This is a genomic window from Photobacterium sp. BZF1 (genome assembly GCF_014349205.1).
GTDB lineage: Bacteria > Pseudomonadota > Gammaproteobacteria > Enterobacterales > Vibrionaceae > Photobacterium.
In genome coordinates, this window is the sequence record NZ_JACSOF010000078.1 from 12,621 (window position 1) to 29,878 (window position 17,258).

At 45.7% G+C, this 17,258-nt stretch carries 14 protein-coding genes; 6 read left to right on the forward strand and 8 right to left on the reverse strand.

Going from position 1 to position 17,258, the window contains the following annotated elements; all coding sequences use genetic code 11:
* Window positions 1-136: 136 nt before the first annotated feature.
* The 5 genes from BIZ37_RS17475 (at window position 137) to BIZ37_RS17495 (ending at window position 5,516) form a co-directional block, all read left to right on the forward strand.
* Window positions 137-1,687 (forward strand): MFS transporter, encoded by a 1,551-nt coding sequence (locus BIZ37_RS17475; protein ID WP_187462567.1) that lies wholly within the window; start codon window positions 137-139, stop codon window positions 1,685-1,687.
* A 188-nt stretch (window positions 1,688-1,875) separates the two neighbouring features.
* Entirely contained in the window at window positions 1,876-2,958 is a 1,083-nt protein-coding gene (locus tag BIZ37_RS17480; protein WP_187462568.1) for a family 43 glycosylhydrolase, read from the forward strand.
* Window positions 2,959-2,968: 10 nt separating this feature from the next.
* Entirely contained in the window at window positions 2,969-4,132 is a 1,164-nt protein-coding gene (locus BIZ37_RS17485; RefSeq protein ID WP_187462569.1) for an iron-containing alcohol dehydrogenase, read from the forward strand.
* Between the two features lie 10 nt (window positions 4,133-4,142).
* Window positions 4,143-4,409 carry a SemiSWEET transporter gene (locus BIZ37_RS17490; protein ID WP_187462570.1) on the forward strand — a complete coding sequence of 89 codons (267 nt, stop codon included), beginning with the start codon at window positions 4,143-4,145 and terminating at the stop codon, window positions 4,407-4,409.
* Between the two features lie 90 nt (window positions 4,410-4,499).
* Window positions 4,500-5,516 (forward strand): LacI family DNA-binding transcriptional regulator, encoded by a 1,017-nt coding sequence (locus BIZ37_RS17495; RefSeq protein ID WP_187462571.1) that lies wholly within the window; start codon window positions 4,500-4,502, stop codon window positions 5,514-5,516.
* Window positions 5,517-5,594: 78 nt separating this feature from the next.
* On the opposite strand, the gene BIZ37_RS17500 is transcribed toward BIZ37_RS17495, so the two are convergent.
* The 4 genes from BIZ37_RS17500 to BIZ37_RS17515 all read right to left on the reverse strand — a co-directional run bounded on the left by BIZ37_RS17500 (window position 5,595) and on the right by BIZ37_RS17515 (window position 13,449).
* Window positions 5,595-8,435: a beta-galactosidase gene (locus BIZ37_RS17500; protein WP_187462572.1), complete on the reverse strand. Its 2,841-nt coding sequence runs from the start codon at window positions 8,433-8,435 to the stop codon at window positions 5,595-5,597.
* Between the two features lie 53 nt (window positions 8,436-8,488).
* Window positions 8,489-9,772, reverse strand: a complete 1,284-nt coding sequence (locus BIZ37_RS17505) for a carbohydrate porin (RefSeq protein ID WP_222939715.1) — start codon at window positions 9,770-9,772, stop codon at window positions 8,489-8,491.
* 75 nt (window positions 9,773-9,847) lie between these two features.
* Complete coding sequence (locus tag BIZ37_RS17510; protein ID WP_370577386.1) at window positions 9,848-12,103, reverse strand: agarase; 2,256 nt, start codon at window positions 12,101-12,103, stop codon at window positions 9,848-9,850.
* 77 nt (window positions 12,104-12,180) lie between these two features.
* The gene (locus BIZ37_RS17515; protein WP_187462574.1) at window positions 12,181-13,449 is read right to left on the reverse strand and encodes an oligosaccharide MFS transporter; all 1,269 of its coding nucleotides are present in this window, start codon (window positions 13,447-13,449) and stop codon (window positions 12,181-12,183) included.
* Window positions 13,450-13,879: 430 nt separating this feature from the next.
* On the opposite strand from BIZ37_RS17515, the gene BIZ37_RS17520 reads away from it, so the two are divergent.
* Window positions 13,880-14,893 carry a LacI family DNA-binding transcriptional regulator gene (locus BIZ37_RS17520; RefSeq protein ID WP_187462575.1) on the forward strand — a complete coding sequence of 338 codons (1,014 nt, stop codon included), beginning with the start codon at window positions 13,880-13,882 and terminating at the stop codon, window positions 14,891-14,893.
* A 99-nt stretch (window positions 14,894-14,992) separates the two neighbouring features.
* Here the strand turns inward: BIZ37_RS17520 and BIZ37_RS17525 are convergent, their stop codons facing one another.
* The 4 genes from BIZ37_RS17525 to BIZ37_RS17540 form a co-directional block, all read right to left on the reverse strand.
* The gene (locus BIZ37_RS17525; RefSeq protein ID WP_187462576.1) at window positions 14,993-15,412 is read right to left on the reverse strand and encodes a hypothetical protein; all 420 of its coding nucleotides are present in this window, start codon (window positions 15,410-15,412) and stop codon (window positions 14,993-14,995) included.
* A gap of 303 nt (window positions 15,413-15,715) precedes the next feature.
* A complete protein-coding gene (locus BIZ37_RS17530; protein WP_187462577.1) occupies window positions 15,716-16,192 on the reverse strand; it encodes a YccF domain-containing protein in 477 nt (158 codons plus the stop codon).
* Window positions 16,193-16,274: 82 nt separating this feature from the next.
* On the reverse strand, window positions 16,275-16,655 hold the full coding sequence (locus tag BIZ37_RS17535; RefSeq protein WP_187462578.1) for a hypothetical protein: 381 nt from the start codon (window positions 16,653-16,655) through the stop codon (window positions 16,275-16,277).
* A 3-nt stretch (window positions 16,656-16,658) separates the two neighbouring features.
* Window positions 16,659-17,198, reverse strand: a complete 540-nt coding sequence (locus tag BIZ37_RS17540) for an outer membrane beta-barrel protein (RefSeq protein WP_187462579.1) — start codon at window positions 17,196-17,198, stop codon at window positions 16,659-16,661.
* Window positions 17,199-17,258 lie beyond the last annotated feature (60 nt).

The window sequence follows — 17,258 nt, forward strand, 5'->3', positions numbered from 1 at the left end:
CCATTCCCTCTAACTAATCGCTAAAGCAAATGTGACTTGTATCGATGTTTTCTACTAATAGCTATGTCAGCATCTTCACTAAATATTACTAATATTATTAGTTGCAAGGTTTAGACAATAGGTATCGAGAGGATTTATGAAAACGAGTCATGATCGACGAGTAACCCAATATGCGCTGATAAGTGCATTTGGGGGATTTGTCTTCGGGTTAGATGCTGCAAATATCTCGGGAGTCGTGCGTTTTGTTACTGCCCAATTTGGCCTTAACAGTATGCAGGTGGGGAGCGTAGTTGGTATTGCTGGTATTGGCGCGATTGTTGCGCTGATGATTACAGGAACGCTGTGCGACAAATATGGGCGTAAAAATGTGCTGCTTGGATTAGCCGTGCTGTATACCTTGTCATCAAGTATTTCTTCGCTGGCAGGCAGCTACGAGGTTCTGCTGCTAGGGCGATTTATCGGTGGCTTGGCATTCTGTTCGCTGTCGATTTCATCGATGTATATTGGTGAGATTGCACCGGCTGACAAGCGGGGGAAGTTTGTTTCTATCAACCAGTTGTTGATTACCATCGGTAGCCTTGTCGCTTTTATTGTCAACTACTTACTGGTTAAAAGCATCGGGGTGGTTGACCTTATTACGCCCGAGACAGTTTGGCGATACATGTTGGGCTTCGAGTTGATCCCTAACGTGATTTGGATTGTATTGCTGGTAAAAGTGCCGAAATCACCACGTTGGTTGATTTCCAAAGGGCGTATTACTGAGGCTCGCGAAGTATTTAAGAAAATTGTCCCGGCCAATGAGGTTGAACCCCTCATCATGAATGTAAGGCAAACCGTCTCTGGCGATAACAATAACTTGTTCGAACAGGTAAAAGATCTGTTCAGTCGCCGCATGCGCTTGGTTTTATTTATTGCAGTCGCCTTTGCGATCACCCAGCAGGTTATCGGCATCAATGCGGTGCTCTTCTACGCGCCAGTAGTGTTTGAGCAAATTGGTATGAGCGTCGAAAGTAGCTTCATGCAGACAATTTATGTCGGTATCGTCAATGTCAGCTTTACCATTGTCGCGATATTGTTCATAGAGAAACTGGGCCGCCGCAAACTGACCCTGGCAGGCTTGGCATTGATTGTGATTGCCCATGGTTCATCTTGGTACGGTTTCCACAGTGCAACCTATCAACTCGATGAGCAGTCGGTTGCGAGCTTGCAGCAGCAACAGGTATCGACAGAACCGCTAACAGTATTGATGGGTAAGCAATACTCGTCCGATGTCGAGTTTAAAGCCGACCTTGCCGAACTCTATAGCCCGAATGAACTGCCGCTGGTGACAGGACCAATCATAGAGTCAGCCATCAATATCAATGCTGCTTATGTACTATTTGGTATTTTCCTTTTCCTTGGCGCATTCCACTTCTCTATAGGGCCTATTATGTGGGTGATATTCTCTGAAATATTCCCGAATAAAATCAGGAGTATAGCAATACCTTTCGCCGCACTAATCACCAGCTTGACCAGCTATTTTGTCCAGCAGTTCTTCCCTTGGCAGTTAGAACACTTCGGAGCCGGAAATACTTTCTTGAGCTACGGGACTGTAGGCTTGGTTAGTTTGGTCATCATGCTCAAAGTCCTACCAGAAACGAAAAACAAGAGCATCGAGGATATCGAGGCTGATCTGGTCACAAATTAATTCAATTCGATTGATAGATTGAGAGTTATCCCTAGGTTGATGGCAGTGAAATCCGGTTATACAGCCGCTGAAATGTGATCAACGTCTAGGTGCGCTAATAATATTAGTGTATTAATTGACTAATAATATTAGTAAATAGTTTAATAGAGACTCAGGCAACTGGGTTGCAGTAATAACGAGGAACAAAGATGGCGAATAAACTAAGTCTTGCTAGTCAGCGTGCTATTGAGCGGGGCTATGACCAACGCGGGCCAGAGTGGTTGATTGAGTTTGATGTAGAGCCACTAAAGGGAGACTTCGCCTTTGAAGAAGGCGTGATCCGCCGTGACCCTTCTGCAGTGATCAAAGTCGAGGGGCTTTACCACTGCTGGTACACCAAAGGTGAAGGCGAAACGGTGGGTTTCGGCTCGGCAAACAAAGAAGACAAAGTGTTCCCGTGGGACCTGACCGAAGTTTGGCATGCCACTTCAGAAGATGGCGAGTACTGGCAAGAGCAGGGCGTCGCCATCGAGCGTGGACCAGAAGGTGCCTACGATGACCGTTCCTGCTTCACTCCAGAAATTCTGGTTCATGAAGGACGTTACTACCTGGTCTACCAAACGGTCCAGTATCCGTATGTCAATCGCCAGTTCGAACACATTGCGATTGCCGAAGCAGATTCTCCATTTGGCCCATGGAAAAAATCGGATGCGCCAATCCTGTCGCCAACAATGGATGGAGAATGGGATGGCGATGAAGACAACCGCTTTATCGTTAAGAAGAAAGGCAGTTTTGACAGCCACAAAGTCCATGATCCTTGCCTGATGTTCTTCAACGGCCAATTTTACCTTTACTACAAGGGTGAAGCGATGGGTGAAGGTATGAACATGGGCGGCCGCGAAATCAAGCACGGTGTGGCTATTGCCGACAATATTTTGGGGCCTTACCAGCGTTCAGAACTGAATCCAATCAGCAATAGTGGCCATGAGGTAGCCGTATGGCACTACAACGGTGGTATCGCCTCGCTGATCACAACGGATGGTCCAGAGAAAAATACCATCCAGTTTGCGGAAGATGGGCTGAATTTCCAAATTATGTCGCATATCAAAGGGGCACCTGAGGCGGTTGGTATCTACCGTGACCCGAATCCAGAGAATACCCAGCAGTCACCCGGATTGGGCAAGTGGGGACTCTGCCACAAATATGACTCGAGCTGGAACTGGAACTTCATCTGTAAATACAAAGTTAAACGCCAAATCTTAAGTGCTGGCACTTTCCAAAACTCTAATTAATGAGGCAAACATGAACAATTTTGATTTTTGTAACCCGACTCGGATTCTGTTTGGTGAAGGGGCAGCGGAAAACATGGCGAACTATATCTCGGCAGAAGCGAAAGTGCTGGTGGTATATGACTCGATCATCGAAAAAATCGGTACTCTGGACAAAGTGCTGGCGAATATTGCCAATGAAGTGATCAAGTTCGACAAAATTCAGTCCAACCCGAAATTTGAAATCCTGATGGAAGCTGTGGAGATTGTCCGTCGAGAGAATGTGACGTTCATTCTTGCCGTTGGCGGTGGCTCAACCATGGATGGCGCCAAGTTTATTTCGATTGCTGCCCATAATGAGGCATTTATCGGCAATGAGGCGGAAATTCTACATGTCACGCCGATGACCGATGAGCGCATCAAGCAAAATATTCCAGTCGGTACAGTGGTGACTTTGCCGGCAACCGGTTCAGAGATGAACCCTCATGCGGTGATCAGCCATGGTGAGGACAAGTTGGGTATTTCATCGCCTTTTGCCTACCCGGCATTTTCGGTACTGGACCCAACCTATACCTTTACGCTGCCGCAGTCCCAGATTGCCAATGGTATTGCAGATAGCTTTATCCATACTGCCGAGCAGTACGTGACATTCCCTGCTGAGGGACGTTTCCAGGACCGTACAGCCGAAGGTATTATGCGTACCTTGGTCGAAGTGGCGCAGGATAACTTGGAGCAACCTGAAAACTATGATGCCCGTGCGAACCTGATGTGGTGTTCAACGATGGCGCTTAATGGTTTGATTGGCTCTGGTGTGCCGGTGGATTTCGCGACTCACATGATCGGCCATGAGGTGACATCTTTGTTTGGTATTGCCCATGCTCCGAGTCTTGTGATTATCATGCCTGCCCTGTGGCGAGTACGCAAAGAACAGAAAGCGGCGAAATTGCTCCAGTATGCAGAGCGTGTTTGGGATATCACCGAAGGTACTGATGATGAGCGTATTGATGCGGCCATCGACAAAACAGAAGAGTTCTTCCGCTCGCTTGGCCTGAAAACACGTTTCTCCGATTACGGTTATACCTTCAAGGATGTGGAGCCGGTATTGGGTTTGTTGGAAAAACACAATATGACGGCGCTATCTGAAACCGGCGACCTGGACCTTACGTGGTCGAAGCGCATTTTGGAAACGGCAATGTAAGGAGAGAGCGATGGTAAGCATTGGTTTGATTGCTGCCTTTTTCACGACCGTATCCTTTATTCCACAAGCGTTGAAGACACTGAAAACAAGGGATACATCCGGTATATCTTTACCTATGTATATTATGTTTTTCATGGGCGTTTCGCTTTGGATTATCTATGGATTACAAATTGAGGATCCATCAATTGTTATTGGCAACAGTTGTGTATTGATGTTTATTGTCCCGATCCTCTATATCAAGATCAAAGCAGTAAGTACCAAAAAAGCGGTGGCTTGAATGGTTTTTCCATTGGGCATTAATCGCGATAGTAAGTAATCATATTGCCCGGTGATATACCGGGCATTGCTATTTTTGAAAGAGTGAAACATGGCGAAAAAAGTAACAATGATAGACATTGCCCGGGAAGCCAATGTCTCGCAGACAACGGTTTCATTGGTGTTGAATGGCTCCAATACGGTGCAGATATCTGAAGAAACACGGGATAAGGTGTTATCTGTGGCTACCGGGTTGGGATATAAGAAAAAAGTAGCCAGCTTAAAGCATGATGAACCCAAGAAAATAGCCCTGATCTTGGACTCAGTCTCTGATCATGACCCATTCATAGATGCTATTAACACTATTTGGGATAGTGGCTGGGAGCACAATTACTTTATCTCAACGTTTTACTCGGGAAATAACCCAAACTTGGAGAAGCAGATCCAAGCCGAGATAAACTGCAATAGCTCGTATATCGGCGTTATCTACGCATCATCGGTGACCCGAAAGGATATTGACGTCAAAATAAAAACGGATCTTCCGATAGTACTGCTGAACTGTACTTGCCGAGAAGAGAACTTGCCTTCCATTATGCCCGCTGACTTACACGGTGGTTATAAAGCGACAGAGCATTTGATCGGGCAAGGCTACAATAATATATCGGCGATTTTGGGAGAAAGCTGGATGGAAGCGACCCAGCAACGCCTTGCTGGGTTCAAGCAGGCATTGCTTGATAACAACATGATCCCTAAAAAAGAATACCTTGTCGAAGGTGACTGGTCTTTGAAAAGCGCCTACCAGCAAACCTTGCAGTTATTATCACTGCCGAAGCGGCCCGATGCGATTTTCTGTTTCAGTGACTACATGGCGATGGGGTGTTATCAGGCCATAAAAGAGCAAGGGCTTAAAGTGGGCAGAGATATTGCTGTCGTTGGTTATGATAATGCGCCTTTAGGGCTGGAGTTGGAGCCAAAACTCTCTTCGGTCGAGTTACCTTATTCCAAAATGGGCGAGGAGGCGATTATTCGTATCGATGCCCTGATAAAGCAGCAGCCTTTATTACAACAATCTATTCATTTGCCGAGTGAGCTTTACATCCGTGAATCGACCAATACTGATTTTCGTTAATTTTCATTCGGTGTATAAACAATAAAAGAGGCCATAATTACGGCCTCTTTTTTTGTTCCTTGTAGATTAAAAGTGTATCTATCCTTCGAAGCGCTTATGGTAAAGCTCAGCGTTGAATTGTTTAGCTGCCTCAATCAGTTCGACATAGGGCTCATCGGCGACTGTGACAAAGCCGATATTGTAGTTTTCTCCATCCCATGCCCGGCCCGATGCTGGTGAATCCAGGTATTGGAACCAATGGGCACCGACAAAGTAGGGGTTGCTCACCACACTATCCATATAGTGCTGATACATCTTGGCCCGCTCAGATTGGTTCGCGACATTGACAATTCCGCCATGGAACAAGCCGGTATCGGTGGCACCAAAGTGGAACTCACCAATCATGCTCGGCTTATCCAATTCAGGCAATAAGTCTTTCCAGTGGGCTTTTTTGCTGTCATTGAGGTCATTGGCGTATAGGTTATAGCTCATTACATCGACGTACTTTGCCGCGCCGCGGGCAATTTCTGGCGTTACTCCCCAGTCTGCAAACCGTGCACCTAGGTATAGGTGGTTAGGTAACACTTTCTTGACCTCACTTTGGACGATGGAGAAGTATTGCTCGGACAACATCTGTAGCAGTTCAGAGTAATCTTCCTGCATTCCCGGTGTTAGGGCTGAACGATGATCAAAGGAGCGATCAAAACTTTTCCACGATGCAATGTCACTTTGCCATGCAAGGTTTAGATCCGTTATCGATGGGTATTTCGATTTTAGGTGTTGGCTAAATGCGGCCTTGGCCGGGCTTTCCTCACAGCTATAGCTTAATGCATTGATGATAAGGCCATAGTGGTTAGCCTCGTTCATCACATTGCCCCAACTGATCTCGTTATCGACAAATACGCCAATTAACCAAGGATCGTCAACCGAAACATGGGTGGCGATTTCGTTGGCCATTTCGCGGGTGCTATGGATAAACTCCGGATCAAAAGGATCGTGGATAGGCCCCCAGTAATCATTGCCTGTGCTGATCCGTTTGTGGTTGCCGTTGATCCAACCATGTACCTGGTAGGCGATGCGCTCGCTGCCATAAAACATTGGATCGATCCAGTTGCCCAAACTGGTAAAGCCCCAGTCGGTCATACGGTCAAGGGTGACTTGTTTCCAGATCTGCATCGCTTCGGGTTTTTCAGTGCCATATTTACGCATCAGGTTGGCACGGTAGAAGCTAAATACTTCGCCTCGTTTCAAAGCGCCAGAGTGGACAAATGGCGCATAATCATAATTCGCCGCCAGAGGATCATTGCGATCCGGTAGCCATTCGAACATTGAGTGGCGTAACGGTGAAGCGATAATTGCTGATTTTGAATCGTTTTCGTCATAGTCGATACCGGTGATGGTGACCGTATCGTCCATCCTGACATTATCCAATCCCGTCATAAAAAACAGGCAGCCCTCAGGGTCGACCAGTGTCCATTTTTCGTCAACTTTTTCAGTGCGGAAGAAGCCCGTAGCTTCAAGTTTCGGTCCATTTTTCCAACCGCCATATTGGCAGCTGTCTGTCATTGGCGTGGCTTTTCCGAGTTGATGTAGTGCCTGTTTGCCAGCAGTTTGAAGTTGTTTATCGTTAAGGATTTTTTCAGGCCACTCATCACCGGTAAATTGGCCATATTGATCAATGATACCTTGGTAGCGGGTGACATCGGCATCAAGGTCAGGGATGAGCCGGACTGCACTAAGTTCTATTTCTGCATCTTTGGTCGGATTCTGCAGGTAAAGCTGCAGGCTATGGATATGGCTGGTTGAAAGGTCAGTTTCTCCCCAACCAAAGCTGATGGCATGGGCATCATAAGAGCGTTTCGGTGGTTCGCTGCGTAAGCCTGACGTCATCGTCCCTGCTGATTGCGCCAGTGAAAGGTAATAGGTCGTGTCGCTGTTGGGCCTGAGTGTGGCAAAGCCAGATAAGCTATCTGTTACCCCATCTGCGGTGCCTCCCTGATCGCTATTTTTGGCCTGATCGACACGGAAGAACAACTGGATGGTTTCATCTGTTGGGTTTGCGATATCAAATGCAAGGTTGAACTTACCTTTTTCTGACCAATTCCAAGGTTGTTCGGGCTGGAGGATAAGGTTGGGGTAGGCTTCTGTTGCCGGGAAGGTTACAGCGAGTTTGCTTTGCTGCTGAAAAAGTGCCGTACTTTGGCTATTGACGATATTTTTTGCAGATACCTGGGTGAAGTCGGAAATCATCGCGAGGGTCGGAACGGGACCTGCGTCGATGACTCGCTCTTGGGCGGCAATAAAATCGCCGGTTGCATTGATAAGTTCGATGCTGTCTATGTTGATTGTTTGCGGCTTGGCTGGGCCTTGGACATAAAGTTGGAATTCGGCTAACTGCCTAAGATTGAGCTTCTCCCCTCCCCAGTAACCATCAAATTGGCGCTGGCTGCCATTGAAGAGCATTTCTACTGTTTCTGTTTGGTTAGGGGCGATGCTGGTGGAGAAATTAAGCTGGTTGTCAGGACTCCCCATTATTCCCTGATTATCAGACAACTTGAGTATGACGTTTGCAGTGTGGTCTCCTGGATTGGAGATGTTGAGTTTTAAGCTACCCTTGGCATTCCAGTTCCATGTTCCACTTTCAGAGGTAAATTTTACATTGGGCCATAGGGTATTCTGGTTGTTTTCTGAAACACCATCGAAAGAGATGCTATACGCGTTTGATTGCCCTGTCCCCGATGGGTCGGTTAATGGTTTCAGTGTGGCATGTTCGCTTGCTACATGGGTTAGCGGTAGCATAGCGTTAGTGGGAGAAGTTATAGAAGAGCCGTTGTCCTGTGGTACTTGCTGGGCAGTGTTATCAGCAAGGGCCAGCCCACTTGTTGCCGACAAGGTCAGTGACGAGACTAATACCGCGATTTTGGTTTTACGGGTCCGCATTGTATTTTCCTTTTTTAATCATAAAAAAGGCCATCAAACGATGGCCCAAAGGCTTACCACCAAGCTTCGAACTGAGCACCGAAGGTCAACGCATCGGCTTTGCCCGTTGTGATCCCGTTGTTCAGGTCGACATCCCAACGGTCATAAGCCAGTGTTTCGACATCCTGCTCGGCGTAGGTAACAAAGAAGCGGATGACAGGTCGGTCCCAGAAATTACCGCCTAGATGCAGGTTTTGTGACAGGGTGGCTTTGTATCCGGAATTGGTGCCATCATCGCCGGCACTCTCTGCGGTGATATCGATATACTCGTAACCTAGCTCCAGTTCGGTCGAAGTCCTCTGGTTCCATGCATAGGTGTTACGGGCAACGAATGCGTTCCAATGTGAGTTTTTGACTCTGATATCATTACGGCGACGGGCATCTTCATCGAAATTGGCAGTTTCATGCTGCCAGATGTAAGACAGGGTGTAGTTATCCGTCAGGGGGTGGATTCCCTGCCAGAAGCCACCGATTTGGTAATCGGGTAGGGCTTCCCAGCTTCGGGTCATAGAGCCAGACGCATTTTTGGAATATCGGATAAAGAGTTCGTCGTAACCGCTGTCGCTCAATAATAGAAATTTGGTCGCGAACTGGTAGGCATTCGGCTTGTCATCGGTTTTATTCTCAGAATCCGGCCCGAAAGGGGTACCGAAATTAGCATAGAGGTTAAGCGTCAGCTTATCGGCCAATTCGATAAACGAGAGTGAGCTGGTGAGGGCAACCAGTTCCCCCGAGCCGTCTGCTGGGGCTTCTTCATAAATGTTGCGGGTCACACCAAGGTGAAGCTTGGCAAAACCGAGGTCATAGTTTTCTATACCAAACCCTAACCCGTCATTGGACATGGATTGCGAATCGGTCAGGAAGGTTTCTACCCGATTAAAGTAGCGTTTACCGGCCCAGATGGTTGCTTCGGGGTTTGACGGGATCACACCGGCAGTGTTGATAGCCAACTCGTCAAGGGCCAGACCACCGTCACCGTGGACGATGTTGGAATGAATAGCCCAATCCATATCATTCTGTTGCGCCCAGCCGTAGCCAAAATGCAATTCTAGCCAGTTTGCCTCATTACCTAACCGCCCACCTGACGAGTTGGTGTAGGTATTGCCGGGTAGGCGGAAGATATTCATGCCGTTGTTGGCCCAGTCGTATCCGCGTTGATTTAGAATATCGTCATTGGTCAGGCCGATCCCGCCTTTGGCATAGCCATGAAAGCTAAAGCCATCTTCATTAGCATTAGCGGATAAGGCAAATAATACACAACCGGAAAGTACGGCATATTTTAATTGTGTTCTGTTCATCATCGTTCCTTGGTGAAAATCAGGTACAGGGATCCCTGACCCCCTAAGAGGCCAAGGTGTAATCCGTTGAAAATATTATTTAGTGAGCGGGTTTAAGCGCTGTTGATATAGCGAGCTGTTAATGGTTTTCGCGGCATTCACCATGCCGTCATAAGGTACATCGGTCACAGAGACAAACCCGATATTGTAGTTTTCACCATCAAAAGAGCGCCCGGTAATTGGCGAGTCGATATATTGGAAATAATGGCAGCCGACAAAATATGGGTTATCAATGACGCTCTGAACGTAACGTTCATACATTTCGCCACGCTCGTCCTGGCTTTCTGCCGACACTAACCCCGGGTGGAAGAAGCCGGTATCTCGGGCCCCGAAGTGGAATTCACCAATAATGCTTGGCATATCGATTTCTTCGAGGAACTTCCAAGGTTCTGGGTGCAAGCCTTCCTTGTAGTAGTTATAACTGACCACATCGGCATGTTTGGCACAGGCACGCACCACTTCCGGAGTCATGCCCCAGTCAGCAAAGCGGGCACCCAAATATAGATGGTTGGGCAGTTCGGCTTTTACCGCTTGGCTAACTATGCGGAAATACTCAGAAGCATAGGTTTCTAGCAGGAGGCCGTAATCTTCGAGTTGGGTATCGTTATGCGCCAGTCCCTTGATTCCTTTGGCGATAACCTCCCATGAAGCAAAGTCGCTTGCCCATGCTTGGTTCAACGCAGCAACTGTTTGGTATTTACCCTGCAGCACTGTCATGAAGACGGCTTTGGTTGGAGACTCAGCGGCATCACGGCTTAAGGTATGGATAGGAATACCATACTGGCCTTCGATGGTGCCCATTCGGCCCCAGCTTTTTTCGTTGTCGATAAAGACGCCGACACACCAAGGAGAATCTTGGATTTCGTCCTTGACCTGCTGGACTGTCGCGATTGCACGTTGTTCGAACAAGGGATCGAACGGGTCGGGTAGCGCTGTCCAGAAATCATCACCACTGCTGACGGTCTTGAAATCGCCAATAATCCAGCCATTGGCAAAGAAAGGGATCTTTTCGTTGCGGTAAAATTCAGGAGCCGCCCAGTTACCCAAGCAGGTAAAGCCCCAGTTGAGCATTCGGTCTATAGTGACTTCACTCCACTTGTCGCGGTAGCTATCGCCATATTTACGTTGTAGGTTGGCAGCATAAAAACTAAAGGTTTCCCCTTGGGTTGTCGGCCCTTCCCACAATTCACGCATATAACCATAATGTTCTGCTAGCGGGTCGTCGTAACTTGGCAGCCAGTTGAAACAATTCCTGCGCACGTCACTGGCAGTAAAAGCCGTCTGTTTTGCCTCGTCGGATACAGTAACCTTCTCGATGGAATCTTCAGGGGTAAGGTCATCTGCCTGACGCTGTTCGATCTTGCTGTGATCGTAGTCAACTCCAGTCATCGTGTAGGCATTGGCCAGACGGATTATATCGATGCCAGTAGCAAAGTACGGGTAACCTTCAGGGTCAATCAGCGACCATTTACCGTCAATTTTTTCGGTTCGGAAATAGCCCGTTGCGTCAAATCTGCCAGCACCCGTGTAGCCGCTAAACTGGGAACGCTGGGCCATTCTTCCGGATTTAAGAGCCTCTAACTCGACATCTCTAAGTGCAAGAAGTTGCTCCTCGGAATGGATTTTCTGGGCATAGTCGACATTGGCATTTTGGCCGAATTGGTCGATGATGCCGGTTAGGTATTCGGGGTTTGCTGGTGGTGATAGGACGAGTCGGAAATTGCTCAATACCAATTCATGGTCCAGCAGTGAGCCATGGATGCTAAGTTCAACCTTGCTGATACTGGTCAAATCCATGTTGATAGCCCCCCACATCCAGGTGGCATATTCGTATGGGGTGTTGATCGGCGCTGGGTTGGATCTCAGGCCAGAGTAATGGTTGGTTTTCCCCTTGAGGTATTCACCTTTCAGCTCGGTAATGTAGGTTTTTGTGTCGCGGCTAGCCGGAATAGTGATTGAACGGCTGTGCATTTCTCCCTGGGTGTTGAATATATTGATAAACACCTGAGTCGAGTGGCTGGTAAGGTTTGACGCATCAAAGGCAAAGCTGAAATTGGGAAGCTGGCTCCAGTCCCATGGTGTTGCAGGCTCAAGGTTTGTCGCCGTGTAAAAGTTATCTTTGGCGTAGCTAACAATACGTACACCGTATTTGTCGTCTCCGACAGGGCTGATAAATCCATCGGTATTGAGAAACGTGATCTCACTGGGAAGGGATTCACGGTAGATATTGAATAAACGGTGTTCTTTGAGGGGAAACACTTGTTGTGTTGGTTCAATCATTGAAATAGACACAGTAAAACCTCATCGGATGCTGGTGAGCATTGGATTCAAGGAAAAGGGCATCGACATACCCTTTTCCATATTGTTGCTTAGGCAGTTGCCAGCGATTCTTGATTGTTTTCAACAGCGGCTTTTTTGCTGCTAAGTGTAAAGAAGGCCAGGATAGTGGCGGCTGCGGCAAACAGACCGAAGTAGATGTAACTCCAGGCAAAGCCGTGGGTGTCGTACATAACGCCCATAACCGGTGCTGCAATAGCCGTAAAGATGTTATTGACGACCTGGAAGCCGAACATATACGTGAATGAATTCACTTTCTTATCGAACTGCTCTGCGATGTAGGCAAAGACAGAAACAATCAGCAGTGGGTTAACGATACCGAACAGTAGTTTGGCGAAAACAGCCATGTAGATATTCTTCTCGCCCAACCCGGCATAGCCAATGATTAACAAGAAGGATGTGATGCCGAAAGCGGTCAGGATAAGGCTGCCCTTGGCACCGATTTTCTTGATAACAAACGGTACGGCGGCACTGACAAAGAACAGGAAGAAGGCTGTGATACCGTCCATGTTGGAACTAAAGGTAATACCTTGTTCTTGTGTTTCGAAGAAGCTGACAAAGTAGCGGGTAAACTGCGACATTGAGGTCCAGAACACCACTGAAATAGTACCTGCGTAGGTCATGAAGGCCCACATTTTTGGATTTTTCAGTAGCTTGATGACATCTTTCTTTTCAATTTTTTCAGCAGAAATTACGTGGTTGTCGGCATCGTCTAGATGTTTGACTTTCAGCATTGCGATAAACATCAGCATCAATGCGGCGGCAACACTACAGGCCACGAAGATCAAATCTGGATTGATGTTATACAAGAAGCCGGCAAGGATTGCGGAAAGTCCCCAAGCTGCGATACCAAAGCCATTGACTAGGCCAAAGTCGTAGTCATGGCAACGTGCAAAGCGTTCACTGTAAGAGGCGATAACGCCACTACCTGCCTGGAACAGCAAGCCTAGGTAGATGGCACCAATGAGTACGCCGAACTTGAAGGTTGAAGGGTCTGACAAAAGTGGGCCGTAAACATAAATGTAGAAAGGACCGATTAACAAGCTAAGTGCAGCGATGAAATACATCAGGTGCTTCTTCAGCCCCAATTTGTCCAGCATATAGCCAAACGCAGGTTTGAAGAGAACCGCCAAACCGGTTTGCAGGCCGAACAACACACCAATTTGCGAGCCATCGATACCAATTCGGTCATTGAGCCAAACGGCAAACAGCGAGCCGGAACTGAGCGACCAAAAGAAGTTATAGAAAAAGTAGGCCAGGCATATCTTTGCCATGGCGATTTTGTTCGAGTCAGTATTCATTGTAACTCCATGTATTTTCCGAGGTGTAGGGAGAGCCTTTGGGCCCAAATTCACATCTTTCATTCTTGATGTTTTAAATGCTAATAATATTAGTCATATTGATCAAAATATTAGCTTCACCTTTATGACTTTTGTCACGAGTTTGACATGGATCTTTAGTAGAAGAGAGATCATGAGCACACTTACAACCTTGCTTATCATGGTTTTTAATGCTTTCAAGGGATAGGGTTTGCCTTTTAAAGTTTACTAATAATATTATCTGGGGTGTGAGGTTAAGGATAACTACTCGTTCTCGTTGGGGGGGGGCTTTGGACTGGATTTAGCTTTGTGAGAAACCTGGATGGTACAGAGTTCGAAGCAGGAGAGTGAATGCCAAGGTGCGGATATTATGGTAATATTTCTCAATCTCTGCGGGCACAATGAAGAAAATATGGCAAAAAAAGTAACAATGATGGATATCGCCCGGGCCGCAAATGTTTCCCAGACAACGGTATCCCTGGTACTCAACCAATCTCAATCGATCCAGATCTCTGAAGAAACCCGGGACAAAGTACTATCCGTGGCCGACGAACTGGGTTATGCCAAGAAGCCATCTTTCTCTCGCAGCCAGGAGCCAAAGAAAATAGCGCTTATTCTGGACTCTATCTCAGACCATGATCCTTTTATGGATGCAATCAGCACCATCTGGAGTTCTGCCTGCGAATACAATTACCTGATTTCTACATTCTACTTTGGTAATAACCCAAATCTCGAGCAGCAAATTCAGGCAGAAATCAGCTGTAATGACACCTATGTTGGGGTGATTTACGCTTCGTCAGTGACACGACGCGATTTGGCTCTGAAAATCAAACCTGATCTACCTATGGTATTGCTCAATTGCAGTGCCAAAAACAATCTTCTTTTGCCTTCGATCCTTCCTGCTGATTTGCATGGTGGCTATGTTGCAACAGAGCACTTGGTAAGCCAAGGATATAAGAACATTGCCATTATCACTGGCGAATCTTGGATGGATTGCTCCACCCAGCGACTGGAAGGCTACAAACAGGCCCTGATTGATCACAATATGGTGCCTAAATCTGCCAATATATTGGAAGGGGATTGGTCGCTGAACAAAGCGTATAAGCAGACAATGAAACTGTTAGCCCTTGCTAACCGGCCTGATGCTATTTTCTGTTGCAGTGACTACATGGCAATGGGGTGCTACCAAGCGATTAATGAATCAGGCTTAAAGGTAGGCAAGGATATCGCTGTGATAGGTTATGACAATGCTAGTCATGCCCAAGAGTTGGAGCCTCAACTATCATCGGTCGAATTGCCTTACGCCCGAATGGGTGAGGAAGCCTTGAGCCGGATAGACACCTTGGTCAAGCAGCAGCCGCTTCTACAAATGGCGATGAATATCCCGAGCGAACTGTTTGTTCGTGGTTCGACCCCGAAATTGTAGTTATTTATTGAAACGGCACGCAGTCGTAGTGCCGTTTTCCTATCTAATCCTGAGTTATTTATTCCTTTTCATAACACCCTTAGCGATTACCACGTAGGTTTAACGCTGGTGCTTTGAACACATCCGGCCTTTGTTTTTCAGTTTGATATGCTCATGCAAGCTGTACTTTTTATTACTGATGAAGTTTTTGCACCGAATACCTGTAGTATTTATAGCTGTACACTGAACTAACCCACCGGTTTTCAACCACTCGATGTAGTCAATGTACCTTTCCTTGTAGTAATAAACGATAAGATCTTTTGGGTGTTTTAAATAATACGATAACTGCTCAAAATCCAACCCTATCATATCTTTATTGCTCAAAGGGTTTTGGATGTGTACTTCAAAGCAAGGCTTATCAAAGTCATCAAATATTACCTTATGGATTTTAAGGTGTGGATTATCAAAGTTGATGGTCAGCAGTGACTGAATGTTAGTGATGGAATCTTTGATTGATTCTTCAAATTGTTTGTTAAACATGTAGGTGTAGTAGCTCTTCTTGAATTTCCGCTATTCTCCTATATCTGAAGAAAAGAGCTAATTGATTCAGCCTATTGCTGTGATTACCCAATATTAGTTCCACCTCTATGGATGAGCTTATAACTTAAAAAGCCCGCTAAGATACCTTAGTGGGCTTGGAAAATGACTTTAAAGTGTCATTACAGCGTCGAGATGCAGTGCAGTACGAATTTATGAACGAACTTTTTTGTCACCTTCAGTTGTTACGATGAATGAATCGCTTTTTTGCCATGAATAATACTTAATTCAAAATTATTAAGGGTTTTATTTATTAATGTTTAGTTTGATTTTTGCTAATTCTTCATGAATTACATTTGCTTCAGAAATCGTTACAACACGACGGCCAGCAGGGAATAGACCAGTTACTGCCAGTTTAAAATGCTGTAAACCAAACGGTATTGTAAAAATAGGAATAAACAATGCAATTCCTGAAATGACATGTGTGATGAATAGCATCATGCCAAAAGTAAAAAACCAAATGATATTGAACGCAACTCCTATTCCTTTCAAGCCCGCATGATGCTGATCTTCACCTTTAGCACGCTTTAAATCACTTAGTTTAACTACATCTTTTCCAAATGGTGCTAAAGCCATCTTGGCGTTGTTCATGCAAAGCCTGAATAATGGTGCACCTACAACAGTGATAAGTGCAACTAAGCCACCAATGAACCAAAGTAATACTGTAACAAAGCCACCAAAGATGAAAAATAGAATGTTACCAACTAAAGATAGTGCACTCATATGTTTATGTCTCGATAATGTTTTTTAATAAAAAGCGCATGGTATAGAACACGCGCTTTTATGGCTATTTTTCAGGTTATTATTAATTTGATGGACAGTATGGTGTCACAATATATCGTTTTGAATCAGGTTTCCATGCATTGTCTGATAGGAAGTCAATTGGCATAGAGATGATACCGAAGTCAATGAATAGATTTAAAAAGATAATCTCATCTATTCGCTCACCTGTTTGTTCATAGGCAGTTTCGCAGTTTTCTTTTGTCACCATAATTTCATAAGTATCACCGCGATTAATATTGGTAGTAACACGCTCCTTTCCTAGGTATTCACCATCAAGGAAAATTTCAGCATCTTTGGCGTTACCTGTTGTGATAGTAACTTTATCGTCACCGCCAGAAACGATGCCGGCACAACCTGACAATGTTGAAAGGAGTAATATTGCAGATAAAATTCTTGTTTTCATATTTTAAAACTTATAACCGATATTAAAGTTAACAACCTTTTCAGTGCCAGCATCAACGGTGGAATCACCAACTTCAACATCACCAATGTTATACCAGTCGATGCCAATGCGAGCAGATAAACCGCTTTCTACAGGCATGAAGTCAATACCAAGGCCATATGCTAAACCGCTTGTTGAATCTGAATATTCATCTGTACTGTAATATGTAGATGTTTTAATAGTGCCGCCACCGAAAAAGAAGCCGCCCTTACCATACAGACGAATATTTTCGTTAATATCTAAATGTACAACAGGTGTTAGTGACATCATCCACCAACTCATATTTGCATTAACATAGCGTGAACGGTATTCATCTGAATTGTAATGGAAGGTTGATTCAAAACCAAAGTTCTCATCAATATCAAAACCAGCAGTTGCTTGCCAGCCAGTTGACTCACTGCCATTGGCAACGCCTAAAAATACGTATGCTGATTCATCTTTATCTGAAGCATTAGCACCAAAAGTGATTGCAGATAGAGCCACTGCAATAATTGTTTTTTTCATATTTATCTCAATTGTGTTGAACATTCCATCGAGATTTAAACCAAGGTGTTCCTATTCCTC